General features: G+C 60.2%; 21 protein-coding genes, 1 tRNA gene and 4 pseudogenes. 17 read left to right on the forward strand and 9 right to left on the reverse strand.

The window, feature by feature from the left end:
- Nucleotides 1-711: 711 nt before the first annotated feature.
- Nucleotides 712-903 (forward strand): DUF6494 family protein, encoded by a 192-nt coding sequence (locus tag NKI39_RS13375; protein WP_023679340.1) that lies wholly within the window; start codon nucleotides 712-714, stop codon nucleotides 901-903.
- Nucleotides 904-971: 68 nt separating this feature from the next.
- Entirely contained in the window at nucleotides 972-1,280 is a 309-nt protein-coding gene (locus NKI39_RS13380; RefSeq protein ID WP_352774614.1) for an NAD(P)-dependent oxidoreductase, read from the forward strand.
- Nucleotides 1,281-1,937: 657 nt separating this feature from the next.
- Here the strand turns inward: NKI39_RS13380 and NKI39_RS13385 are convergent.
- The gene (locus NKI39_RS13385) at nucleotides 1,938-2,825 is read right to left on the reverse strand and encodes a hypothetical protein (protein ID WP_352832258.1); all 888 of its coding nucleotides are present in this window, start codon (nucleotides 2,823-2,825) and stop codon (nucleotides 1,938-1,940) included.
- Nucleotides 2,826-3,101: 276 nt separating this feature from the next.
- Nucleotides 3,102-3,768 (reverse strand): annotated as a pseudogene (gene selD, locus NKI39_RS13390) (selenide, water dikinase SelD); the annotation flags it as partial.
- On the opposite strand from selD, the gene NKI39_RS13395 reads away from it, so the two are divergent.
- The 10 genes and pseudogenes from NKI39_RS13395 to NKI39_RS34305 all read left to right on the forward strand — a co-directional run bounded on the left by NKI39_RS13395 (nucleotide 3,759) and on the right by NKI39_RS34305 (nucleotide 12,723).
- Nucleotides 3,759-3,855, forward strand: a tRNA-OTHER gene (locus tag NKI39_RS13395). The pseudogene selD and the gene NKI39_RS13395 overlap by 10 nt on opposite strands.
- Nucleotides 3,856-3,870: 15 nt before the next feature.
- The gene (locus NKI39_RS13400) at nucleotides 3,871-4,326 is read left to right on the forward strand and encodes a hypothetical protein (protein ID WP_352832261.1); all 456 of its coding nucleotides are present in this window, start codon (nucleotides 3,871-3,873) and stop codon (nucleotides 4,324-4,326) included.
- 159 nt (nucleotides 4,327-4,485) lie between these two features.
- Nucleotides 4,486-4,710, forward strand: a pseudogene (locus NKI39_RS13405) (aldo/keto reductase); the annotation flags it as partial.
- A gap of 474 nt (nucleotides 4,711-5,184) precedes the next feature.
- Complete coding sequence (locus tag NKI39_RS13415; protein WP_352475066.1) at nucleotides 5,185-6,147, forward strand: LysR family transcriptional regulator; 963 nt, start codon at nucleotides 5,185-5,187, stop codon at nucleotides 6,145-6,147.
- Nucleotides 6,148-6,343: 196 nt separating this feature from the next.
- Nucleotides 6,344-7,357, forward strand: coding sequence for an amino acid ABC transporter substrate-binding protein (locus NKI39_RS13420; RefSeq protein ID WP_352832264.1), 1,014 nt, complete (start codon nucleotides 6,344-6,346; stop codon nucleotides 7,355-7,357).
- A gap of 70 nt (nucleotides 7,358-7,427) precedes the next feature.
- Nucleotides 7,428-8,615: an amino acid ABC transporter permease gene (locus NKI39_RS13425; protein ID WP_352832267.1), complete on the forward strand. Its 1,188-nt coding sequence runs from the start codon at nucleotides 7,428-7,430 to the stop codon at nucleotides 8,613-8,615.
- A gap of 3 nt (nucleotides 8,616-8,618) precedes the next feature.
- Entirely contained in the window at nucleotides 8,619-9,758 is a 1,140-nt protein-coding gene (locus NKI39_RS13430) for an amino acid ABC transporter permease (RefSeq protein ID WP_352832271.1), read from the forward strand.
- 63 nt (nucleotides 9,759-9,821) lie between these two features.
- Nucleotides 9,822-10,550 (forward strand): amino acid ABC transporter ATP-binding protein, encoded by a 729-nt coding sequence (locus NKI39_RS13435; protein ID WP_502898569.1) that lies wholly within the window; start codon nucleotides 9,822-9,824, stop codon nucleotides 10,548-10,550.
- Nucleotides 10,551-10,612: 62 nt separating this feature from the next.
- Nucleotides 10,613-11,845 carry a MalY/PatB family protein gene (locus NKI39_RS13440; protein WP_352475061.1) on the forward strand — a complete coding sequence of 411 codons (1,233 nt, stop codon included), beginning with the start codon at nucleotides 10,613-10,615 and terminating at the stop codon, nucleotides 11,843-11,845.
- A 29-nt stretch (nucleotides 11,846-11,874) separates the two neighbouring features.
- Nucleotides 11,875-12,723, forward strand: a pseudogene (locus tag NKI39_RS34305) (aspartate/glutamate racemase family protein).
- Between the two features lie 184 nt (nucleotides 12,724-12,907).
- Here NKI39_RS34305 and NKI39_RS13460 read toward each other — a convergent pair.
- Complete coding sequence (locus NKI39_RS13460) at nucleotides 12,908-13,330, reverse strand: RidA family protein (protein WP_352503550.1); 423 nt, start codon at nucleotides 13,328-13,330, stop codon at nucleotides 12,908-12,910.
- Between the two features lie 59 nt (nucleotides 13,331-13,389).
- Nucleotides 13,390-14,238, reverse strand: a complete 849-nt coding sequence (locus NKI39_RS13465; RefSeq protein WP_352832283.1) for an SDR family oxidoreductase — start codon at nucleotides 14,236-14,238, stop codon at nucleotides 13,390-13,392.
- A gap of 97 nt (nucleotides 14,239-14,335) precedes the next feature.
- Here NKI39_RS13465 and NKI39_RS13470 point away from each other — a divergent pair, with 97 nt between their 5' ends.
- On the forward strand, nucleotides 14,336-15,238 hold the full coding sequence (locus NKI39_RS13470) for a LysR family transcriptional regulator (RefSeq protein ID WP_352832308.1): 903 nt from the start codon (nucleotides 14,336-14,338) through the stop codon (nucleotides 15,236-15,238).
- A gap of 459 nt (nucleotides 15,239-15,697) precedes the next feature.
- On the opposite strand, the gene NKI39_RS13475 is transcribed toward NKI39_RS13470, so the two are convergent.
- The 3 genes from NKI39_RS13475 to NKI39_RS13485 are packed head-to-tail and all read right to left on the reverse strand — an operon-like array spanning nucleotide 15,698 to nucleotide 18,793.
- Nucleotides 15,698-16,570, reverse strand: coding sequence for a carbohydrate ABC transporter permease (locus NKI39_RS13475; RefSeq protein ID WP_352832286.1), 873 nt, complete (start codon nucleotides 16,568-16,570; stop codon nucleotides 15,698-15,700).
- Nucleotides 16,567-17,457, reverse strand: a complete 891-nt coding sequence (locus NKI39_RS13480; RefSeq protein WP_352832289.1) for a carbohydrate ABC transporter permease — start codon at nucleotides 17,455-17,457, stop codon at nucleotides 16,567-16,569. The genes NKI39_RS13475 and NKI39_RS13480 overlap by 4 nt, the downstream gene beginning before the upstream one ends.
- A gap of 43 nt (nucleotides 17,458-17,500) precedes the next feature.
- The gene (locus NKI39_RS13485; protein ID WP_352832291.1) at nucleotides 17,501-18,793 is read right to left on the reverse strand and encodes an ABC transporter substrate-binding protein; all 1,293 of its coding nucleotides are present in this window, start codon (nucleotides 18,791-18,793) and stop codon (nucleotides 17,501-17,503) included.
- Nucleotides 18,794-19,226: 433 nt separating this feature from the next.
- On the opposite strand from NKI39_RS13485, the gene NKI39_RS13490 reads away from it, so the two are divergent.
- Genes NKI39_RS13490 through NKI39_RS13500 form a run of 3 tightly spaced genes read left to right on the forward strand, consistent with a single transcriptional unit; the run spans nucleotide 19,227 to nucleotide 21,698 of the window.
- Nucleotides 19,227-20,102, forward strand: a complete 876-nt coding sequence (locus NKI39_RS13490) for an ROK family protein (protein ID WP_352832294.1) — start codon at nucleotides 19,227-19,229, stop codon at nucleotides 20,100-20,102.
- Nucleotides 20,099-20,869: a GntR family transcriptional regulator gene (locus NKI39_RS13495; RefSeq protein ID WP_352779744.1), complete on the forward strand. Its 771-nt coding sequence runs from the start codon at nucleotides 20,099-20,101 to the stop codon at nucleotides 20,867-20,869. Before NKI39_RS13490 ends, NKI39_RS13495 begins: the two co-directional genes overlap by 4 nt.
- A gap of 37 nt (nucleotides 20,870-20,906) precedes the next feature.
- Complete coding sequence (locus NKI39_RS13500; RefSeq protein WP_352617938.1) at nucleotides 20,907-21,698, forward strand: sugar isomerase domain-containing protein; 792 nt, start codon at nucleotides 20,907-20,909, stop codon at nucleotides 21,696-21,698.
- Nucleotides 21,699-21,956: 258 nt separating this feature from the next.
- Here NKI39_RS13500 and NKI39_RS13505 read toward each other — a convergent pair whose 3' ends face one another.
- On the reverse strand, nucleotides 21,957-23,708 hold the full coding sequence (locus NKI39_RS13505; protein WP_352832297.1) for an adenylate/guanylate cyclase domain-containing protein: 1,752 nt from the start codon (nucleotides 23,706-23,708) through the stop codon (nucleotides 21,957-21,959).
- A 144-nt stretch (nucleotides 23,709-23,852) separates the two neighbouring features.
- On the opposite strand from NKI39_RS13505, the pseudogene NKI39_RS34310 reads away from it, so the two are divergent.
- A pseudogene (locus NKI39_RS34310) lies at nucleotides 23,853-23,993 on the forward strand (IS5/IS1182 family transposase); the annotation flags it as partial.
- A gap of 460 nt (nucleotides 23,994-24,453) precedes the next feature.
- On the opposite strand, the gene NKI39_RS13515 reads toward NKI39_RS34310, so the two are convergent.
- On the reverse strand, nucleotides 24,454-24,611 hold a 158-nt coding region (locus NKI39_RS13515; RefSeq protein WP_352832311.1), incomplete at its 5' end, for a PIN domain-containing protein.

The raw sequence follows: 24,611 nt of genomic DNA on the forward strand, positions 1-24,611 counted from the left end.
ATGCCTAATGTCACCCGACATTCTTACGCGATGCCTGCAGACCATCACCCGCAGCGCAGCAGACAACGACGGTCTCCGCTGGTTTCTGCCGATCAGGCAGGCCGTGCTTTGTAAAAGCGGCACCAACCATCGGGGCTGATTTCACCCGCGACAATCTCGGATGCATTCGGCTTCAGGAAATGGGTGCACCCGGCGCAGCGGCGACCTTGTTTGGAACATCCTAATAAAGCGCCACAGGCTTTGGGGTTGTTTCGGCGCCGCGCGCCGCAGGCTGACCTGTCATGCAGGAAGCAAGCCCACCTGCACCGGCAAAATCGCCGCGCCGGTCGTCGACACCTTAAGAAATTTCCGGCGAGACAGCGCTTGGCCTGGCTCATGTTGTGCCGACCCGCAATCTATCTCACCACGATCTTCTTTAATGATCTTTCCTCCCAATCAACCCAAAGAAGCGCCGAGTGCTGATCAGATCGATTTGAGGTACTCGATCACTCTTTTCCTGATCGGTCAGATCAAGGCCGAGATGGCCGTCATAGTGCTCCTTCCGCGCAAGACGTCGATCGGTTCACTCCTCCTGCCAGGGGTCGATCAAGTTAAGGACCCGACGTCTCCTCCCAGCTCGAGGTCTATTTCAATAAAACCGTGCGTTCCGTCCTGCTTCCTTGATCCCTTGCCTTCCTTTACAATCCCTTCCGGACACAGAGGAGTTCCGCCATGAGCGAAGACGCCGTCAATATGTCGATCCGCAAGTTCCTGAAGGAAGTCGGCGTCACCTCCCAGCGCAAGATCGAGGAGACGGTGCGCGAAGGGCAAATCGGCGGCAAGAAGCTGAAGGTCCGCATGACGCTGACGGCGGAAGGCACCGGCCTCAACCACGTGGTGGACGGCGAGATCGAACTTCCATAAGCCGGGCGAAGCGACCTAGCGAAACGGCCGACGCGGCCGAAAGCGGTCGAGACGGATCAGCGGTTGGAATGGCGTCTGGCCGGGTCGATGTAGTACCGCTCACCCCACGCTCCTGCGACTCTGAGGGAACGGAAAGACCGACCCTAAGCGGAAGCTCGCTGGCTCCGGGTCAATTCACGGCCATCACCCTTTACGTGTTTGAGCGTGAACCGCTGGAGGCTTCGTCGCCGTTGTGGACTCATCCCAGGGTGACCATCACACCTCATGTCGCGAGCTTCTGGGTGGATTCTGGAATCGACCAGGTCGCCGATCTCTGCGGTCAAGTCGCAAGAGGAGAGCCTCTGTCCAACAAAATCGACCTCGAACGGGGTTATTGAATCGAAGTAGCGTGTTTACCCATTTAAGCAGCTTCCGATCTTATGAAGCGCGGACATCAGCGCGCGCGTCACCCGGCTAATGCATCATCAGCGTGAGCATGCTTTCAAAGAGCCAAGCGAGAACCTTTCCGTCAACCACGGCGAGCGCGGCAACGGAAATTCGTAGCCAGACATCGGCGATTTAAGGCTAAGACCGGCAAGGCATGCTTTCCAAGAGCCGCTATTATGACGTGGAAACCATGAATATTATTCTTGATATTGCAAAGCTGATGCTCGAAATAGCAAATATACTTGTACGCCAGCGTCATATGTGAGCGTAGGGAGGGGCGAGGTCCGATTTGCAGGCTGGAAGAGGTACCTTTCTCACGTTCACCACGCGCCGAGGCCGCATTGAAACATGCTCTTTTCGTCACGGCTTAATAGGAACTGCAGCGCAACGGGTGGGGGCTTGCAGCCGGTCCGCGTTATTGCTGTTCGAGTAGGTGACAACGGCGCTCCGGAAAACAACGTTCCACGCTTTTGCCTGATGCGCTGAGTTTTCACACGGGCTCGGTGGGAAGCGGATTCAAGAAGCGCAGCACGTTAGCCGTCTGGGACACCCAATAGCAAATGCTTAAACAGTTATGGGGCGTTCGTGCGGCGAAGGGAATTCCGCTTTCACACGAACAGAAAGTCATGTGCGGTCAACGTGCTCGTGAAGTTATCGAGTGTGACTTGATCCGCTCCTGCGGTAATGATGGTTCCAGTTCCAATTCTGGTGATTGTGAGATCATTGAAAGATTGCACATCCTCCACGCCGCAAAACTCAATTTTGTCCTTTTGGCTCTGGCTGAAGTCTTCGATTCTGTTATTGATTCCGACTGTCATTGGACCATCGTCCTTGAATACAAACAGATCGCTCCCGCCTTGAGCCTGAGCGCTGTCAAATTCCCCATCGCCCCACATTAGGTTACTGACCAAGCTGCCGGGCGCAGCGGTCCCAGCGTACAGGGTATCGTTGCCGCCCTTGGCGGAGTCAAAGAAAACAAATGCATCGCCGAAGAGAGAGTTAATAACCTGGCCACCGCCAGTGTTGTTGCCGCCGATCAGGGTGTCGTTGCCGCCCTGAGCAGAGTCGTGCATATTTGCCCCGTCGCCCACGAGAGAATTGTCAACTAGGGAACCGCCACCGCCAGTGTTGTTGCCGCCGATCAGGGTATCGTTGCCGCCCCGAGCGGAGTTGAACATGTTTGCTGCCTCGCCCCAGACTTCATTGAAAACGCCGGCATCGCTGCTGCTGTTGCTGACGCCAATCAGGGTATCGTTGCCGCCCCGAGCGAAATCGAATTGGAACAGCGCGTCACCCGAGAGAAGATGGCGGACGTCGCCACCGGTGACGTTGTTGGGCCCGGTTAGGGTATCATTTCCACCCCGAGCATGGTCGAACATGCTGCCGCCAGCATCCCCAAACAAGCCGTTTACACTGTTGTCGCCCACAAGGACGTCATCGGTGCCCCTTTGATGGTCCGTTAAATCTCCCGGAGTAAATGGAACACGCTTGGACATCCTGCCCTCCTGCTGGACTGTGCCCCGGCCGACTACAATCTTAGACTAAGATATCAAACATGGAAGTCACCATCAGCGGATAGCGACGGCCGCACACCACCTCACTTCTATCGGAAACCAGACGCCGGTCACCAAAACAGTCCGCAGCGTTCGCCGCCAATCCAGCGTGGACAGGGCAGGCGGCGTCTTTGCCTGCCGATCCAGTGGTGGCAGGAGGGTGGAGTGCCGCGAACTGGAGGGCGCACCCCGTCATCTGGCGGGAAGCGGAGCGGCCGTTCAGGCCTCTACTACGATTGTCGGGGCGCCGGGCCTGGCATGGCCGATGATGCGAGCCGAAGGATAGCCGTCCGCGACGATCCTCTCGACGAGCGCCGCTGCGTGGTCGGTCTGGCAAGCAACCAGCAACCCGCCCGAAGTCTGTGGATCCGTGAGAAGATGGCGTCGCCACTCGGGCATGCCGGGAGGTAAGCTTACCGCGTCGGCCATAGCTCGCCCAGTTGCGCCGCGATGCGCCGGTGACGTGGCCGTCGACTGCGAGCGAGGCAGCTTCGGAAAAGAGCGGCACGTCGTGGCTGCAAATTATCAGCGTGCACCCGGAACCGCGTGCCATCTCGAGGCCATGTCCGAGCAAGCCAAATCCGGTCACGTCGGTGACGGCGTGGACGCTCGCGTCCTGCGCCAGCTCCGATCCGATCCGGTTGAGAAGGGTGGTGGAGGCGATCATTTCGCGATAGCCGCTCTCGGAAAGCGCCTGCTTCTTGATGGCGGCGGAATAGATGCCGACGCCGAGCCCCTTCGTCAGGATCAAGGCGTCACCCGGCTTGGCGTCAGAATTGCGTCGGATATCTCCGGGTCGGCATGTGCCGATGACTGCGAGGCCATAAATCGGCTCCGGCGAGTCGATCGAGTGAGCCGCCGATGGCGCAAATTTCTGGAGGGAGCATCGTCCCCGGTGGGGCGTCCGGACTTAAAATCCGGGAGGGGCCGCGAGTCGGTCTCTGGTGGGTTCGACTCCCACTGTCTTCCGCCATCCTAGTGAGCCAAGATGAATCCGACCGCTTCCTTTCTCAATGACCTGAAGACGACGGCTGAGACCGCCAGGACAACCGAGGCAAGCTTCAGGCGACAAGCGGCCAATCAGATCGCGGTTCTGGAACAGGAGCGCGCTTTCGCCTTCAGGCGGCTTAACCTCATGCAGGCGATCTCGGACGCCGTGGCCTCAGCCGAAAGTGAGGAGATCGCCGTGGCCAGCGCTTTGGCCGTCCTGCGCTTGCGACTCGGCTGGAATGCGGACAGCGAGGCGCGCACGGAAGCGATCACGCATTTTGGCCCCGTCGCGCTTGCGTTGTTCCAGGCTGCGAAGCTGCCCGAGCACGAACCCGCCAGCAATATCGGCGAGGCCCTTGCGATTTTTGAGCATTGGTACTCCGAATCCCGGGGATCGTCGTTCTGGTTGCTATTCGAGCACCAGATTGTGGACACGCCGCTGGTCGACTTTTGACCGCCGGACTTTTCGGCATACCCGGATGTGAAAGCAGAGAGCGCAACGTCGCTTTATTACCGACGACACGATGCGGTAACCGGCGCCTCGGTCACCGCCGCAAGCAGCTGCTTTGGGGGCGGACGCCGGAAGCCGTTCACTCCCATGACATAGGAGCCATATCGCATCATCGGCAAGGCGCGCGAGCAAGGCATCAACTTCATTGACACCGCCGAAGTCTACCACAACGGCAAGTCCGAGGAAGTCGTCGGTCGCTGCATCAAGGCGACGCGCGACCATTGGGTCGTGGCGACCAAGTTCGTCAACTCGCACGACAAGGGGCCTAATCTCGGCGGCCATTCGCGCAAATGGGTGATCCAGACGGTCGAGAACAGCCTGCGGCGCCCCTGATCGGCGCAACAGGCGGCGGTCAACGCCACGCTCTGGTGATCGAGCATCAGCTTCGCCCCCTGTTCGGCTTTTACTTGGCACTGACGGTGCCAAGCGCCGTCTATGGCAGTGACAGCGACTTTTTCCGACGGGAAGCTCACGGACCCGCAGGTTTTGGCACGGGCCGGGCAGGCGGTGGACCAGTTCGCCACCCTGGTTTCGGCACGGCAGCCGAAGCGCCAACAGGTCAGTCTGGCCTCAGCCTAAGGGGCAGCGAGTCGTAGACGTCCCTGATCATTAGGTTCGCCAGACCATACGAGAGAATGCGAAGGAAATGGGTTGGCGAACCCTCCGGTAACGTATTGATTTCCCAATAGGGAACGTTGACCCCGCAGGTCGAAGCGTCGCATTTGTTCGCCATGGCATCGTTCGCGCGTTGGAAGCGATGTTAGCATGCAGGCGAGGCATTACGAAAACGGGGGAGGTCTCATGAGTTTCGATGATATCGATCTCAATTTGCTGAGAGTGTTCGACGTGATGATGCGTGAAAGGAGCGTAACGCGCGCAGCTGCCGAATTGGGAAGAACACAATCAGCTGTAAGTCATTCCCTATCAAAACTTCGGTATTTATTGCAGGACGAATTGTTCACGAGAGATGGAGGCGAGATGCGGCCAACGCCTCGGGCGGTTGAGCTGCTGTCGGATATTTCTGCCGCGCTGGCGATTATCCGCGCATCGATCGACCGGCATCAGATCTTCAATCCAGCAACGACGCGACGCAACTTTCGCGTGGGACTCACTGACTATCACGCCATGATATTCATCCCAGGGCTCATACGGGAATTTTCGAGGCAAGCGCCTGGCGCGACGCTGAACGTCATTCCCGCAAACGGACCCGAAATCGGTTCATCGGTCTATTTGAGGCAAGTCGACTGTGCGCTGACGGGAGCGGCAATACGCGACGACCCAGGTCTCTTGAAGGTGGAGCTTGGCCAGGATCAATTGTTTTGCGCGGTGTGGAGTGGAAGCAAGATCGCCAGGAACGCAATGACACTGGAAACATATTTGGCCAGTTCTCACCTGCAGATTTCCGCAGATGGTCTGGCAGAAGGCCTCGCGGATGCCGCCCTCAAGCAGCATGGTCTCCGGCGCAATGTCGTTGCGACCATCTCGAATTATCTGGTGCTGCCCTGGGCGCTTCGCGGCACTGAACTGATTACCCATTGCGGCGATGCCATCCTGCAAATTCTGGACGAGAGGAGTGAGGTGACGTTGGTCCCGCCGCCCCTTGCCATATCGAATGTGAATGCCTGGCTCATTGTTCACCGCCAGATGGCGAATGACCCGGGTACCAAATGGCTCCGGGAAATAATCATGAGCATCTACAACGAGTCGCGGACCGAGAGAGACCAAGGGTCAACCGTCGGAGCACCGGGGTTGGCTGCACCATAGGTCGCGCGCGCCGTCGCTCATTCGATTAGCCCGCCCCAAGCAAACTAGCCCGATCAGCACTCAAGCTCCCTTTCACCCGAGAGCGAGCGCCTCCTCAATTATGAATGACGCTCATTTTCGCAATGAGAACAGTCAATTTGACGAATAGTCATACTTGAGGCCACATTCGCTTCAACAAAAACAGGGGAATACCGAAATGAGATCGATGTTCAAGGGCTTTCTTGCCCTCGCTATCGCGTGCACCGCCTCCTCGGCGTGGTCCGCAACCCTCGACAATGTCAAGAAGAATGGAGTGCTGACGTGTGGCACAAATTCGGCCACGGCTGGCTTCAGCCTTCCCGATAACGAAGGCAAATGGACCGGATTTGTGGTCGACTATTGTCGCGCCGTGGCCGCTGCCGTGCTCGGGGATGCGCAAAAGGTTAAGTTCATCCCATTGACGCCAAAAGATCGCTTCACCGCCTTGCAGTCGGGGGAGATCGACATTCTTGCACACAACGCAACATGGACATCGTCGCGCGATACGTCTCTCGGCATACTTTTTGCGGGGACGTACTTCTATGACGGTCAGGGATTTATGGTGCGCAAGGCGGACAACATCACATCAGCCAAGGGGCTCGAGGGCGCATCGATTTGCGTCACCCAAGGCACCACGACCGAGTTGAACCTTGCCGACTATTTTCGCTCGCAGTCGATCAAGTATACCACGGTTGGTTTCGCAGACGAGGAAGCTGTCGTGAAGGCTTACGAGGAGGGGCGTTGCGACGTCCTGTCGGCGGACACCTCTACCTTGAACGCATCGCGGCTTCGCATGGCCAAGCCGGACGACAGCATCGTTCTTCCCGAACTGATCTCCAAGGAGCCGCTTGGCCCGGCAGTGCGGCAGGGAGACGACCAGTGGTTCAATGTGGCGAAGTGGACGCTTTACGTCATGGTGGCCTCCGAAGAATACGGGGTCACCTCCAAAAACGTTGATGCGATGAAGTCGTCGGACAATCCCAGCATCCGCCGTCTGCTTGGCGTGGAAGGCAGCATCGGCAAGGACATCGGGCTCGGCGACGACTGGCCGGTCGAGGTGATCAAACAGGTCGGTAACTACGCCGAAGTGTTTGATCGGAATGTCGGCAAGGACTCCCCGCTGAAAATGGAGCGCGGCATGAACGCGCTCTGGAACAAAGGCGGCGTTCAGTACGCTCCGCCGATTCGCTAGGCAAAGCATGGTTGCAAGGCGCTGGCGCGTTACCGCCAGCGCCTTGCACAGATCCCGATAGGAACACGCCATGTCCGATTTGTCGCTTCCAGCGCCCTCGCGCAGGAGCCTATCGCTGCACGATACGAAAGTGCGAGGCGTTTTCTACCAGCTCTTGCTCGCAGGTTGCCTGTTGGCTTTGGCCCTGGGCATCGGCATGCAGACCGCATCGAATATGCGGGTCCGGGGGATTCCGCTCTCATTCGATTTTTGGGGTGAGGCTGCCGGCTTCGACATCAATCAAACCCTGATACCGTACGATGCACTATCCACCTACGGTCAGGCGTTCTGGGTGGGAGTGGTCAATACCCTCTACGTCAGCTTGCTCGCAATCTTGCTGGCCACCTTGCTTGGCTTCGTCATCGGCGTTGCCCGCCTGTCGCCGAACTGGATCGTTTCGAAGGTGGCGACCGCCTATGTCGAGCTTGTGCGCAATGTCCCGTTATTGCTGCAGCTGCTGTTCTGGTACAACGCCGTCCTCAAGCCGTTGCCTTCCCCGAAGGCGTCCATCGCGATCCCCGGCGGCATCTACCTCAACAATCGCGGCCTCATCATTCCGGAGATCCAGTGGCATCCGGGGGCGGGGCTTGTGGGCCTGGCATTGGTAGCGGCCGTTTTCTGCTGCATTGCATTCTGGTTCCGCGCCAAGAGTGTCCAGAAACGAACTGGCAAGCAGCTGCCGGTATTTTTGGTCAGCCTGGCGACCTTGATAGGATTTCCGCTGATCGTGTTCCTGGCGGCTGGCGAGCCGGTCTCGTTTGTCGCGCCGCAGCTGCGGGGTTTCAACTTTCAAGGCGGACATCAACTCTATCCAGAGTTTGCCGCTCTCCTGATCGGTCTGTCGGTCTACACCGGATCCTACATCGCCGAGATTGTCCGGAGTGGCATCCAGGCAGTGCCAAAGGGCCAGAGCGAGGCTGCGTATGCGCTGGGGCTGGCGCCGGGCAAGACGCTTCGCCTCGTCGTTGTTCCGCAGGCGCTGCGTATTATCATTCCGCCTTTGACAAGCCAGTATCTCAATCTAATCAAGAACTCGTCGCTTGCGGTGTTCATCGGCTATCCCGACCTCGTTCAGATCTTTGCCGGGACGGTACTCAACCAGACCGGCGCCGCCGTCCAGGTCATGGCGATCACCTTGTCCGTCTATCTCGTTATCTCCCTTGCCGCGTCGTTGGCCATGAACGCGTGTAACCGACATTTTGCGATCGTCGAGAGGTGACGCATGAGCGATCAGTCCATGCATTCGCCAGTTGTCAGCAGCGCGCTCATACCAGCGATGGCGCCCCCCGCTGACGTTTGGCCGGGTCCAGTGACCTGGATGAAAAAGAATCTGTTTTCGACGCCGTCTTCAGGCGCGCTGACAATATGCTTTCTCCTCTTCGCCGTGTGGCTGCTGCGTCACTTTCTGAGCTTTGCGATCTTCGACGCGGTCTGGAGCGGCGGTCGCGAGGCTTGCCGCACGAACAGCCAAGGAGCTTGCTGGCCTTTCATTGCCGAGAAGTTCGACTACCTGCGATACGGCGCGTACCCGGCTTCCGAGCGGTGGCGCGTTGATCTCGCACAGGCTATGGGCGCCATCCTCATCGTATGGCTCCTGTGGACAAAGGCTCCGCGGCGCAAAGTGGCGGGGTTGCTATTCTTCCTTGTCTACCCCGTTGCCGCGTTCGTTCTCGTGCGCGGGGTCGCCTGGCTCCATTTGTCTGTCATCGATACGACGCTCTGGGGCGGTCTCCTGATCACGCTGCTGATGTCGATTGTGGGCATCGTCTTCTCGCTTCCGATCGGGGTTATCCTGGCGCTTGGACGCAGGTCCGAACTCCCTTTCGTCAAGGCGGTTTGCGTCACATTCATCGAAGTCGTCCGGGGGGTGCCGTTTATCACGGTATTGTTCATGGCGAACTTCATGATGCCGCTCTTCGTCCCGGACTATCTGACGCCTGATCGTCTCCTGCGCCCGCTCATGGCGATAGCGCTGTTCTCGTCCGCCTATATGGCCGAAGCTGTGAGGGCCGGCCTTCAGGCGATCCCGAAGGGCCAATACGAAGCGGCGAAGGCGCTTGGGATCAGCTACTTCGACATAATGCGCCTGATCGTCCTCCCCCAGGCGTTGACGATCGTCATACCGAGCATCGTCTCCACATTCATCGGTCTGTTCAAAGACACGACTCTGGTCGCCATCGTCGGCATCGCGGATTTCCTGAAAGCCATCGAAACGGCGCGCGTCGATCCGAACTGGGCAGGCCCGACGATCTCATCAACCGGCTACCTCTTTGCGGGACTGGTCTACTGGGGCTTTTGCTTCGGCATGTCCCGTTACTCGCAATCGATGGAGCGCCAATTGGCGCGCGGCCACAAATCTTAGGACGCGATGATGATGCCACAAGCAATGTACGCATCGACGAAGGGACAGCCCTTCAACAAGGCGATGGCCATTGAACTGCGTGACGTCAACAAATGGTTCGGTTCATACCATGCGCTCAGGAACATCAATCTGTCGGTGCCACAGGGGCAGCGCATTGTGATCTGCGGCCCCTCGGGGTCGGGCAAATCGACGATGATCCGGTGCGTCAACCATCTCGAGGAGCATCAGTCGGGCGAGATCATCGTCGGCGGCAAAGCGGTAACCGGGGATCTTCGCAAGATCGACGAAGTTCGCAGCAACGTCGGGATGGTTTTCCAGCACTTCAATCTGTTTCCCCACCTCACGGTGCTTGAGAATTGCACGCTTGCGCCTGTTTGGGTGAGAAACATGCCGCGGATGGCGGCCGAGGAATTGGCGCGCCATTATCTGGAGCGCGTCAGAATTGCGGAAAAGGCGGACAGCTACCCGGGTCAGCTGTCGGGTGGCCAGCAGCAACGTGCTGCAATTGCCCGGGCTCTCTGCATGAACCCGAAGATCATGCTCTTCGACGAGCCAACCTCTGCCCTCGATCCGGAGATGGTCAAGGAGGTGCTCGACACGATGGTGTCGCTCGCCAGCGAGGGCATGACGATGCTGTGCGTGACGCATGAAATGGGCTTCGCGCGGGAGGTGGCCGATCGCGTGGTGTTCATGGACCGCGGGGAGATCGTCGAGATCAACACGCCCCATCAGTTCTTCACCAACTCCCGGTCGGAACGAGCGCGGCAGTTTCTGGCGCAAATCCTCAAATAGGGAAGTCCGCAGAGGCAAAGCGGCCGTGGCCGTGGCAATAGATTTTTTCAGGTGATTATCACATGGCTTGTGCAGACACCCCCGCGTCGGCGGTTGGGCAACGAAATATTCCGAGAATTGATTTCGACCAAATCCACGATCGCCAGCAATTCGGATCCGTCAAATGGGCCAACCAGTGGGACGAGTTCTCTCCTCAGGTGCAAGGCCAGGACCTGCTCTCCCTATGGACAGCAGATATGGATTTCCGTGCTCCGGAAACCGTCATCGCGCGGCTGCGCGAGGCCGCGGACCATGGCATTTACGGCTACACACGCCGCGATCCGCGCCACTATGAGATCGTGCAATCGTGGTTCACACGCCGGCACAACTGGTCGCCGATGCTGGAGACCCTGCTCCCCGCGCCGGCGATCATGCCGTCGGTCGCTGCGATACTGCGAACCTTCACGAAGCCTGGTGACGGCGTCATCGTTCAGTCACCCGTGTACTCGCCCTATTTCGAAGTGGTTCAAGGAAATGGCCGGATTCTGCTCACGAACCGGCTGAGGCTGCAAAACAACAGGTATGAACTCGATCTGGAAGACTTCGAGAAACTGGCGGCAGGCGGCGCCAAGGTGTTCCTGCTGTGCAATCCTCACAATCCTGCCGGAATGGCCTGGACACTCGAAGAATTGACAGCCCTGAACGACATTTGTGAGCGCCATGGGATTTTGGTCATATCCGACGACATTCACTGCGACATAAGGTTGTCGGACCATCCGCACATCGTCTTCTCCTCCATCTCGGACGATGCCGCGGAGAAGTCGTTCATCTGCACCGCTCCGACGAAGACTTTCAACCTCGCCGGGGTGCCTTCGGCAACCATTGCGGTGGCGAGCAAAAAGCGCCGCGAGCAGCTTCTTGCCGCGATGCAGGCCTCATTCATGGTAAATGCAAATTTTTTCGGCCGCCTGGCCCTGGAGGTTGCCTACAGCACCGGCGCGCCCTGGCTCGATCAACTCACATCCTACATCGCCAGCAACATTGATCTGGTTTGTGACTTCGCCGGCGAATACCTTCCAGGCATTACGCCCATGCGGCCCGACGCATCGTTTCTGGTTTGGTTGGACGCGTGCGCGCTCGATCGTAGAGTGGGTGGAATTCAGAAGTTCTTTGTCGATCAGGCCGGGGTCAATCTGTATGACGGCCGCGTCTATGGGCCTGGCGGCGAAGGTTTCATCCGCCTGAATGTCGGCTGCCCGCGTCCCCTGCTGCGCCGAGGGCTGGAGCGGATGTCCAGCGCGCTGGCATCCTTGTGACTGAGCGGAATCAAGCCAGGATGCCCCGAATGCGAATTGCCATTATCAATCCCAACACGACCGCTTCGATGACCAGCGGGATCGTCGCAGCCGCCATGGCGGTGGCAGGCCCAGGGACGAGATAGTGGGCATGCATGCCAACGGCTGGACCTGAAGCGATCGAAGGGCCATTGACGGTGCACTCTCCGTACCGGGCCTGCTCAAGCAGGTGGTCGCGGCGGAAATGGACAATGTCGACGCCCATATCATTGCCTGCTTAGACGATACGGGTGTCGACGCGGCAAGCGCCATCGCTACCAAGCCCGTCATCGGTATAGGCAAGGCTTCGCTTCATCCGTCAGCCTTGTCGCTCACAGCTTCTGTGTCGTGACCACTCTGTCGCGTTCCGCGCGACTGATTGAAGACAACATTCGCCGTTACGGGTTCTCCCGTCGCTTCCGGCGCGTGCTTGCCTCCGACATCCCGGTCCTCGAGTTGGAGAGATCTGAAAGTGGTGCCTCCGAACGAATTTCGGAGCTCATACGCGAAGGTGGAGGCATAGGCTGCTTTGGCGCCGAGCTGGAGGTGGTCTCCGACCGGTCGCCGAACTGATCACCCGGAATACAGATGATCATGCTCGGCATGAGCGCCGGCCCAAATGCCGACGCGCAGTATTTGTTCAGCGAGGACATGCCTGGCCACACCGCTGGCCACAGGCCGCGCCACGCCAAGACCTACCGCAATTTCGCCGCCGAATATGAGCGGCTGCAACGAGAGCGTATCGCCGCCTATCGCGAGCTCGTATCCGACGTGCAGACGGGCGCTTACCCGAGCCGCAGCACGTGGTCCCGATCACAGATGAAGAGTTCTCGACCTTCAGCACCTCTCTCGGACTATAAAGCCAAGATACACAACAGGCTGCGAGATTCCCTTGCGGTACGCTGACCGAACGAAGCTAATCTGTTTGGTCAGTTCACGACCTCGGTTCTCGCAGGTGGAGGTCAGCTATCTCCGCTCCGGACACAAGAGCTGACAGGCTGCCTTCGGCCCCCAATAGCCAATACAGAACTGCAGGGCGAGCGATCAGCGCTTGTCCGCCGGCTGGCTGCTCGTCGTCGAAGGGATGCGGGCGATGACCTTGATCTCGAAATCGAAGCCCGCAAGCCAATTGACGCCGACTGCGGTCCAGTTCGGGTAGGGAGGTGCACCGATTTCTTCCGCTCGGACGGCCAGAACTGTCTCGATCTGTTCGTCCGGGTTGGTGTGGAACGTTGTGACGTCGACGACGTCGTCGAAGCTGCACCCGGCGGCCGCCAAGACCGCGCGCAGATTGGCGAAGGCCCGTCGAACCTGATCCTCGAATACGGGCTCGGGCGAGCCGTCCTCACGGCTCCCGACCTGACCCGACACGAAGAGAAGATCGCCGGACCGAATGGCTGCGGAATAGCGGTGGATGTCGTATAACGCGTGCCGGTTGGCCGGGTAGACGGCGTCACGTGTAGGCATCTCATGTTCCTTTCTGTCTTGATAAGAGGTGGGCACGAGCAGCGGGCCGGAGCCGGGGGTCACAGCCGCGCCAACTCCTCGTCTGTGAAATCCGCCGCAACCGCGATGTCATTCTGCCGGTCGAGCTCCTCGATGCGTCCGCCGAGTGCCTTGCGGATGCCGGCATAGGCCTCGGCACCGAGCACCAGCCGTTTCGGGAGCGGACCATCCTGATCGGCAAGCCTGATCATTGCATCCGTCATGCGGTCGGGGTCGCCCTTGATCACCCAAGACCCATGGAGCGCCTCGCGGACCTGATCGGCGGGGGTTCCCTCATAGGCCGCGAGCGGCTTGGTCCGCGCGAGATTGCCGCCGAACCCGGTCCGCGCCGGCCCGGGTTCCACAAGGCTGAATTCGATGCCGAAGGGAGCAGCCTCCTGCGCCACGGATTCGACGAACCCCTCGATACCCCACTTGGTCGCGTGATAGAGGCTGAAAGCCGGATAGGCGATCTGGCCTCCCTCGCTCGATACCTGTAGAATCCGACCACCACCCTGGCTGCGCAGATGCGGCAACGCCGCCTTGATGAGCGTGATCGAGCCGATGAGATTGGTGTCGATGATGTCCCGAACCTGCACATCGCCAGCCTCTTCAGCCGCGCCGAGCAGGCCATAGCCAGCATTGCTGACGACGATGTCGATCCGAGCGGATGCCGCGAAGGCCCGGTCGACCGCGGCGCGGACCGAGCTCTGGTCCTTGAGGTCCATTGCGACGATGCGGAGCCGTTCGGGGTAACTTGCACGCAGGTCGGGAAGTGCGTCCTCGCTGCGACTGGCACCGACGACGCGGTCTCCCCTGATCAGGGTCTTCTCCGCCAGCAGCCGGCCTAGACCAGAAGACACACCCGTTATGAGCCAGGCCTTTTCCATTTCTCATTTCTCCAATTGATCCAGGCAGGAGATAGGGCAATCGCATTGCGCGCATTAGCCGTTGAAATCGGCATGGGACAATGCAAAATCCCCATCAATGCCCCGCCCGTCGCTCAACGATCTCACCGCCTTCGTCGCCGTTGCCACACACCGTAGCTTCCGCCGCGCAGCGGACGAGATCGGCACGGCACCTTCCACATTGAGCCATGCGATGCGTGCGCTCGAGGAACGCATGGGCGTGCGACTTCTGAACCGCACCACACGCAGCGTCTCGCCGACAGAAGCCGGGTTCCGGTTGCTCGACCGTCTTCAGCCGGCGCTCGCCTCGCTGGACGAGGCGCTCGACAGCGTCGCGGGGTTCCGGGGCAATGTCGCAGGAACGGTCCGCATCAACGCACCGCGATTGGTGGCCGGGCTTCTCGTTCGCGCGGTTCTTCCGCAGATGGCGGAGCGCCATCCGGACGTGACCGTGGACATCGTCGTCGAGGGACGGCTCATCGATATCGTGTCCAGCGGGTTCGATGCCGGCGTGCGCCTCATCACATCAATTCCCAAAGACATGATCGCCGTGCCGTTTGCACGCGCGTTGACGTTCATCTGTATCGCGTCACCCGCCTATCTCGATCGCTTCGGGGAGCCGGGAACGCCCGAGGAATTGCAACGCCACCATTGCATCGGCCACCGTATGCCCAGCCGCAAGCTCTATCGATGGGAGTTCGAACGCGCAGGCCAGGAACTGGTGATCGGGGCAAACGGCCCCATCGTCCTTGATGACGAGGAACTGATGGTCGAAGCCGCAATAGAGGGTCTGGGCATCGCCTATGTGGCGGATTGGGCCGCCGAAGCCGCGTTGTCCGATGGCCGGCTACGCAAGGTCCTGACCGCGTGGACGCCAGCACCGGAAGAAGTTGCGGTCTACTACCCCGGACATCGAGCCGTGCCGCCCGCCCTGCGGGCTTTTCTCGATGTTGTAAAGGACCTGCGGAAGAAAGAACCCTAACCAGATCAACGAAGCCGACGCCCTCGCGCGGAATAGCCGCAGCGGGGCGAAGCGAACAGCTGAAGATCGCGGTCCTGCTCTGACCCAGCTCGCGTCGCATGAGTTCGAGCAACTATTCGAGCGAGAGCTTCTCGCGGGGGCGCAAATTCCTCGATCGGGGCTAGTTTCCCGAGATGAGGCAGGTCACCGTTAAACGCAGGGTCCAATCACTACCTTCCCGTGACCTTCCGAACGTCTGCAAACGAGCAGGGCCGCGCCGCTTTTCTGGGAGCTGTGAAAACGGTCTGGGGCGGGTACCAAGCGTGCGATTCACTAGTTGCAGCTAACGTGGTGGAGGCATTCGCGGCCAGTTGTACTGATGAACTGATGGCTCTCAGAACGCGGTCATCTGCTTAGCTCCGTTCAGCGCACCAGCGCGTCCCGATGACAGCCAGACGGATGCCGGCAGTGCCGCCGACGCTACCCCTTGATCGCCGAGCCGACGATCGAATCCACAAAGAAGCGCTGCAGGAAGACGAAGAGCACCAGTGGCGGGAGCACGGCAAGCGTCGCGCCAGCCATCACCAGTCCCGTGTTGAGAGCGCCTCGATTGTAGCTGAGCAGGCGACTAAGGCTGATGACGATCGGATATTCGTGTGCATTGCCCTGTAGAACGGTCAGCGGCCAGAGATAGCTATTCCAGTGATAGACGAAGGCAAACAGCGCCAGTGCTGCGATTGCCGGCGCCACGCTCGGCGCGACGATCTTGAACAGGATCAGGAGTTCCGACGCCCCATCCATCCGCGCTGCGTCGATCAGATCGTCGGGCACGCCGGCTATAAACTGGCGCATCAGGAAAATGCCAAACGCATTGGCGAGATTGGGCACGATAATACCGGCAAGGCTGGCGTTCAGGCCAATTGATCCGACGAGACGGTAAAGCGGGATCAGCGTGACGATCGGCGGCAGGAACATGGTGGCGATCAGCACCGAAAACAGCAGTGAGCGGCCGGGAAAGTGATGCTTGGCGAAGGCGTAGCCAGCCATCATGCTGGTGACCAGAATGCCGGCGGTGGTGATCGTGGCGATCACGAGCGAATTCCACATCGAGCGACCGACATTGATGACGCCGGACACTTTCTCGTATGCTTCGAGGGTCGGCGTGAGGGGTATCCACACCGGCGGCACCTGCATGGTTTCGGCCGGCGTTTTCAGGCTGGAGAGCACCATCCACAACAGCGGGAAGGCGGAGGCCACGGCAACCAGCAGCATCAGCGTGGCCAGCAGTGCTCTGCGGCCCGCCAGGCGTTTGCGCGCCAACCGGCTCGATGCTGAGCGGCCCGGCGCGCTCATTCGTCATCCTTCCGGTTGGCGAATGCAAACAGCGCACACACAATGACGATCAGCGACAGCATCAGCATCACTGCCATGGCCGAGCCCAGCCCGCCTTGTGCCCGCTCGATGCCGACTCGGCGGATATGGTAGGTCAGCACGTTGGTCGAGCCGACCGGCCCGCCTTGGGTGATCAGCGCCACCGGCTCGAACACTTGCACGGCGTTGATGATGGCAATGACGGCGCTGAACAAGAGCGTGCGGCTCAATAGCGGCAAGGTGATGAAGCGGAACTGTTCGCGCCGGTTGGCGCCGTCAAGCGTCGCCGCCTCGTACAGACTGCCTGGGATCTGGGTCAGCCCGGCAACGGCCAGCACCGTAAAATAGCCGATCTGCTGCCAGACATTGAGGACGACGATCGAGATCAACGCCGATCTTGGCGAGGACAACCAGAGTTGCGGGCCGATGCCGGCGAGACCGAGCACCTGGTTGAGCGGCCCCTCGCTCGGCGAATAGAGCTTCGACCAGACCAGCGTCACGGCGATCATCGGCACCATGTAGGTGGAAAACAACACGGTCCGCAGCGCCGTACCGCCTGCGACATCGCGCTGGTGGACCATCAAGCCGAACACTACCGAAAGGGGCAGGATGAGCATCACCGACAATGCCGTGTAGATGGCGGTGTTGAGCAGCGCTCGCTTGAAATCCCGCCCGACCGAGGTCGGCCCGAATATTTCGCGAAAATTGTCGAAGCCGATGAAGCTCGCATTGGAAAAAGGCGTCTGCGTCGACCAATCTTGGAATGACAGCCAGATGGTGAGCAGCATCGGCAGCAGGATGAAAACGCCGATCAGCGTCACGGCGGGCGCCAGCATGATGCCCGCCGAGGCACGATAGGTCTTGATCATCGCTCTGCTTCCAAAGCGTCGGGCTCTCGAAACAGCGCCTTCGCTATTTGGCGGCACGCTCCAGGATCGAGACGGCATCGGCCTGCGCGTTCGCCTGCGCATCCTTGGCCGAGAGCTGCCCATACTGCAACGCCTCGAGCGTCTGCTGCAGCGATTCGCTGAATTCCTGGCCGCCCGGGACGACAGGGAAGGGCTTGGCGTCGGCAAGCACGCTGACATAGCCGGACAGGAACTCGGAACCGAGCTTGTCCTTATGGGCTTCGATGTCGGAGGTCCGCGTCGGCAGGATGCCCATCGACATCAGAATATCCGACATTGCCGATGCGCCGTTCTTGCCGGACTTCGGACTGTTCAGCCACACCAGGAAATCCCATGCCGCTTTTTGTTCGGCCTGACCGGCATTGGCGTTGACGACGGTCATCCATGAATAGGAGATCGAGTGCGGCTTGTCGCCGCTCGGACCGACCGGGATGGGTGCGGTGGCGATATTGGAGAACTTGTCGCCCATGCCGCTCTTCAATGCGCTTTCCCACCAGTTGGCCATGATGATCATGCCGGTCTTGCCGGAGACGAAATTGTCTAGGAAGGGGCCGGTTGTGTTGGCGTCGGCCGTGGCCATCGCCGGATCGCTGGCGCCGGACTTGATCAGGTCCTCGTAAAGCTGGAAAGTCTCGCCGGCTTGAGGACTGTCGAGCATCGGTTTGCCGTCCCTGACCAGCTCGCCGCCATTGGAGACCAGCAGCGAGGCGAAGGGATGGACGACGCCCGCCGCCCAGGAATTGATCATGCCGAAGCCTTGCTGGCCGGCATCTTTCCTGGTCAGCTTCTGGGCCGCATCCTTCAATTCGGACCAGGTCTTCGGCGCGGCTGTAATGCCTGCCCGTTTGAACAGCTCCTTGTTGTAGTTCAGCGCGTAGACGTCGATCTCGTTTGGAATGCCGTAAAGCGTGGCGCCAACAGAGGCTGCACTGACGACACCGGCCGGCCACGCACTCTTGACCTCGCCGGCAACCGCATCAGGGGCCGGTGCGACCAGCTTGTCTCGCGCCAGTTCGGGCAGCCACAAATCATAGATGCCGCCGATCGTCGGCCCGTCCGAGCTGCCGCCCTGGGAACGCAATGTCGTCAGGAGATCACCGAAGGGCACGGCGCGCACGGTGACGGTCACATCCGGATTGCTCTTGGCGTAGTCCTTGGCCGCGGCGTCCAGCAAAGCGACCGTTTCGGGCGACCAGTGGGTCAGATAGGAGATGTGGACCGATTGGGCCCAACCAATGGTGGGCGAAGCCAACAACCCTGCAGCAAGTGCCAGTTTCGAAATCCAAGCCAAAGACATCCGACCCTCCGCATAGCCACACAGCGATGTCCATGACGTTATGACAACCCGAAGCAACGATGCAAGCGCTATCTTCGTGGAGAGCTCCTGCCGGCGTTGCGGCGTTTTCTTACTCCGATTTTGTGAAGGGAGATCACATATCATAAACAGGAGTTTAGATACGATGGCTCGAGCTGTTTCTCACTGCTGGCTATTCCCAAAATCTCTTGCGATCGAAGTCATGTCGTTATAATGACACTGAACCGCTGCAAAGGATGCCGATGTCGAATGGGAGACGGAGCATGGTTCATCGACACGCTGCGCTCAGCCTGATCGGCTTTGGCGCCGCGTGCACCGGAGTCTGTACCGCACTGCCGACCAGAGCCGACGGCGCCGTGGCGTCGTGGAGCTGGCGCTTCGAGGACCGGGCGGCAGCCAGTCGGAGTCGCTCTCGATGACACGCGTTCTGGCCATCGATCTTGGCGGCACCAACTTGCGCGCCGCTATCCATACCGGCGATGTTCGCTGGCTGGAGATGCTCAGCCGCGAGCCCGCACCAGCAAGTCTTGATGCCTTCGTCGCCCGAATCGGTGCCTTGCGCGCCGAGGCCGGTCCGGTCGAGGCACTTGGCTTAGCGGTGCCGGGGCTTGTCGAGGGCTCGGTCTGCCGCTGGATTCCGAACCTGCCCTATCTCGACGGCATCGACATCGCGGCCTTGTTTCCTCGTCTGCCTGTTGCCATTGGCAATGACGCGCAGGTCGCCATGCTGGCCGAAGCGGTCGAAGGTGCCGCAAAAGGCCTGTCCGATGCCATCCTGCTGGCGATCGGCACCGGTATCGGCTCCGCCGTTCTGGTCAATAACCACATCGTCGCCGGCGTACGTGGCGGCGCCTGCTCATTCGGCTGGGCCTGCGCCGACATCGAGGATGAAGGGGAGGACCGCAGCGGCTGGCTGGAGCGCTTCGCTTCCGGGCGGGCATTCGACGCCGCGGCGCGCCAGATCGGGCTCGCCAATGGCGGCAGGCTGGTCGAGGCGGCCCGGGGTGGCAAGACGGCCGCCCTTGACGCATTGGAGCTGCCGGCGCGCCGGCTGGGCACTGCCTTGGCGGGTGCGGTCGCGCTGCTTGACACCCAGGCGGTCCTGATTTCCGGCGGCCTTGCCGATGCGCTGGACGTGATAGGGCCGCCGCTGCTTTCGGCTCTGCGGCGTCAGCTGCCGCCGCATCTGCGCGATGTCGTGCTGCGGTCCGGCGAATTCGGCTCCCGCGCCGGTCTCGTTGGCGCCTCGCTGGCCGGTCTCGCCGGAGCACAGTGGAGGCAGATAAGATGAGCCAAGTCAGCTTCCAGCTGCCCGACCGCCGAAGGCCCGAGCCGCTCTGGTATCAGGTGGAAGAGGCCATCCGCGCCATCGTAAAGAGTGGCGAGTGGGCGACCGGCGACCAGATTCCGGCCGAAGACAGGTTGTGCGCCCTGTTCGGGGTGAGCCGCATCACGCTGCGCCACGCGCTGCGCAATCTGGAAGAGCACGGACTGCTCAGGCGCGAACATGGCCGTGGCACCTTCGTGCGCTCCACCACGCTGGTCGCCGGCACCCGCGAACTCACCAGCTTCACCCAGGAAATGGGCAATATGGGCGTGGTCGCCGGCTCGCGCTTGCTCGACTGCAGCCTGACCACCGCCAATGCCGCCGCGGCCGGAGCGCTGGAGATCGAGGAGGGCGACCCGGTGGTGCGCATCCGGCGGCTCAGGCTCGGCAACAACGAACCGATCGGTATTCAGACTGCGCAACTCTCGGCCGCGCGCGTGCCCGGCTTTCTCGATGCCGGCCTGTTGCAGGGCTCGCTCTACGAAGCCTTGGAACGCCATTACGGCATCGTGCCGGTCGCGGCGCGCGAAAACTACCGTGTTGGCGCGGTCGGGACGGCGGATGCCGAGTTGCTCGATCTGCCTGCGGGGAGTCCCGCTTTCGTGGTCGAGCGCATCACCACCGACGAGCGTGGCCCATTCGAATTCACCGTCTCGGTCATGCGGGGCGACCGCTACGAAATCCGCTCGACGCTGCGTGCCGGTCGCGCCGCGCCAACCGCAAGAAGCTGAGCCATCACCGAAGCCGACACATAACAGGAGTACCGACGTGTCCGATCTCTACATACCTCGCCTTGCCGCCCTCATCGAACAGGCCTCGAAAGCCAATGCCGAAGCCTTTGGCGAAGCGGCCAGCCGCTTTGCCGACACGCTCGAGAGCGGGGGGTTGGTTCATCTTTACGGCTCGGGCCACTCGGTGTTGCCGGTCCAGGAAGTGTTTCCGCGCTACGGCAGCTATGTCGGCTTCAATCCGCTGACCGACCCGCGTGTCATGTGGCATAACGTGCTCGGCGCCGGCGGCGTGCGCGAACTTCTGTGGCTGGAGCGGACCGAGAAATACGCCGAGAAATTCCTCGATCACCAGCCGCTGAACAAAGGCGATTCGATCATCATCTTTGGCCACAGCGGCCGCAATTCGTCCGGCATCGACACCGCGCTTTATGCGAAAAAACGCGGCATCTTCGTCGTTGCGATAACTAGCAAGAACAATCTCGACAAGCCGGCGACGCACTCTTCCGGCAAACGGCTTGCCGATGCCGCCGACCTTGTCATCGACACCTGCTCGCCGATCGAGGATGCCATCGTGCCGGTCGAGGGCTGGAGCCGGCCGGTCTCCGGTTCGTCGACCGTGCTTGCCATGATCCTGGCGCATGAGCTGATCGCCCGCACCGCCGAGGCGCTTTCGAAACGCGGCATCGAACTGCCGGTTTTTGCCTCGCCGACAATTGCCGGCGTCACACTGCACGACACCGACGTCATCTATGGCGTCTATCGCGAGAAAATGCTCGAGGCACAAAGGAAGCATCTGCCGACGTTCCAGGCGACCATGCGCGGCGACTGACAACCGGGGAGGGCACGCAAAACACTAGGACGTAGTGTTCTAGGCAAGCCGCTTGAATGGTTTGGCCGAGGACGTTTTCGACAAATCCGCCAGCAGCCGACCTTCAGGTCGTCGCGTATCCTTCGACCGGCCGCGGCCGGAACCGAGACGGCAACTTGCAGGGATGGAGCGGTCGATAGCGCTTTCGCGGACTCGCGCCGGTGCCGCTACGTCCGCCACCTGGTGGCGTACGGGGGTTTCACCAACGCCGAAATATGCCTAGTCCGGCAAGCCCGCCAGACGCCAGCCATCGACAAAGGGCTGGGCAGCACTCATGCTCCTAAATGGCAAGTTCGCTACTAGTTCGCCGATCGTCCAACCTGGATTGCCCGCAAGAAATAGGCGGGCTTCCTCCTGTGCCTCAGGCAAGCGGCCGCCAAGGGCAAGCGCGGCAATCAGGTGCTCCCTCGAACCTGTCCCGTAGGTTTCTTCCCGGCTCAAGGACACAACCGCTTCTTCGTACTGACCGGTGGAAATCTGCGCCATTCCAACGATCCAGAAATACCAACCGGGTGGACGAGGATTTAAACGCAGCGCCTCTGCACAAGCTATCAGCGCCGCTTGCGGCTTGCCCAAGTAGATTTGAAGCTCACCAATCCATGCAACCGCATCTGCATTGTTGGGATTTATCCGAATGGCAGCATCGAATTGAGATTTTGCTTCATCCCAATTGCGCTCAAAAAGCTGAACACAGCCCAGGATCCTGCGAACGTTGGAATCGCCGGGATCGATTTCCACGGCCCGTTGTGCGTGCATCAGAGCCTTTGCGCGGCCGGGTACCTGTGGTTCTCTCCAAATAATCCAGCCAAACAGCAGTGAGATGGCAAGATTGCTGTGCGCTTCACAGTAGTTTGGATCGAGTGCAACGGCACGTTCCAAAGCTGAACGCGCCTCGCTGTTGTCTGATCTGGAAATGTTCCATTTGCCTCGCGACCTAACACAAAGATCATAGGCTTCGAGATTTGACGGTCGAAAACGGCTAACAATGTTCCTTTCACTGAGCTTGCCAGAAATCGCTTCAACAACGCGTCGCGTGACCTCGTCCTGAACGTCGAAGATGTCGGCGATTTCGCGGTCGAAACGCTCGGCCCAGACATGATTGCCGCCTTCCGCCGCGTTGATCAGCTGCACATTTACACGCAAACGCTTGACGGACCGCCTCGCGCTGCCCTCAAGTATGTACTTGACCCCTAGATCGCGAGCGATCTGACGGACATCACTAGGCTTGCCCTTGTAGGCGAAGGTGGAGTTACGGGCGATTACGCAGAAGCCCGGTACATTGGAGAGATCGGTGATGATGTCCTCTGTCAGGCCGTCGGTAAAGAACTCCTGTTCGGCGTCGCCGCTCATGTTGATGAAGGGCAGCACGGCGATGGACGGCTTGTCGAGAAGGGCGAGCGGAGCCGGTGTGGCGCCGGTTAAGACAGGTGGCTCGCGACGGGCAGGCGTACCGACCTCCAGCGCATAAACACGCATCGGCTCAGCAATGTTCTTAAGGACTCTCTCGCCGAGATCACAAATCGCGAGGTCGTGCCGGCTCCGCACCTGACGGTAGGCATCTTCAGACAGGCAGATGGTTCCTGGCTTCGCCATGCCCTCCAGACGAGCAGCGATATTGACGCCATCGCCCATCAAGTCGCCATCCGCTTCCTCGACAACATCGCCGATATGAATACCGATGCGCAGTTCAATTCGACGCTCTGCCGGCAATCCGGAATTGCGCTCGAGCATCCCTACCTGCAGCTCCATAGCGCAGCGGACCGCGTCAACGCCGCTCCGAAACTCGGACAGCACGCCATCGCCGGTGCTCTTCACGACCCGACCCCGATGAACTGCGATGGTCGGGTCGACGAGGTCGCTTCGCAGCGTGCGGAGGCGAGCGAGCGTACGATCCTCGTCACTCGCCGTCAGACGGCTGAAGCCGACGATGTCCGCCACCAGGATTGCCGCGAGCTTGCGTACTTCGGTCATTGCATGCCCATACCCGAACCTATCACAGCTGCGGACGGATGCCGCGCAGTTTGTGGCCAGCGAGATACCCTCCAATCAGTTCCGCATACGGACGAAGAAGCACAGCTTTGGATAGTGAAGGGAATGACCGCTCAACGCTTCACCCTGGACGTCGAGGCGACCCGCGCGATCCGGCAGGCTGAGGTGGGAGCCGCGCGCACCAGGATTGACAGGACCGCGGACCGCTTCGGCCTGAAGCCGGAGTATCTGGCCGCCGACAGCGCCTATGGATCGGCGGCGAACCTCAGGCGCGACGAGTTCCTCCTCGCCGCTACCACTGTTCACCCTGAGCCGAGAAGGTCGCAATCGGCTGGAGAACCGACCCGCAGTTTTGGACAGCTCGATCAGCCGACGTCAGCCGTCTGGTTTGAGCGGTTCGTGCTCAATTACCTGGACAATTTCGGTAAGCTCGATTTCCGGTAATGCTCGCTCATCCCACGCAGCATCATGTCATCCGGCCACTCGGCCGATTTTCTGAGACAGGCAGCTCCGATGCAAGCTGAATATCCGCGCATTTTAAGACGTTAACGACAGCGGATTTTGCTCGCGTCATCATCGCAGACATACCGCATCGGACCGGGAACGATGCGGACCTCGCGAGACCGGATGGTCGACGTCTTTGATCGCTCATAATCAGCGGGAATAGTCGGCTTACGACACCGAGCGTCTGCATGGCTCTCGCGCCGCGATGCAAGGCCAGGAAAGCCTACGCCAGATCAGTTTGTGAAAAGTCATTGCCCTTGTAAAGCAGGGCAAGCCGATGAGCCTTCGCGCAAGCATAGGCAAAACAATCGCCGAAATTGAGATCGGCTTTGTGCCCGACTGCTTTGCCGTATTTCATGCTGGCTTCGATCGCCCGGTCGC

The sequence above is a fragment of the Mesorhizobium sp. M0664 genome (assembly GCF_040320565.1).
Classification (GTDB): domain Bacteria; phylum Pseudomonadota; class Alphaproteobacteria; order Rhizobiales; family Rhizobiaceae; genus Mesorhizobium.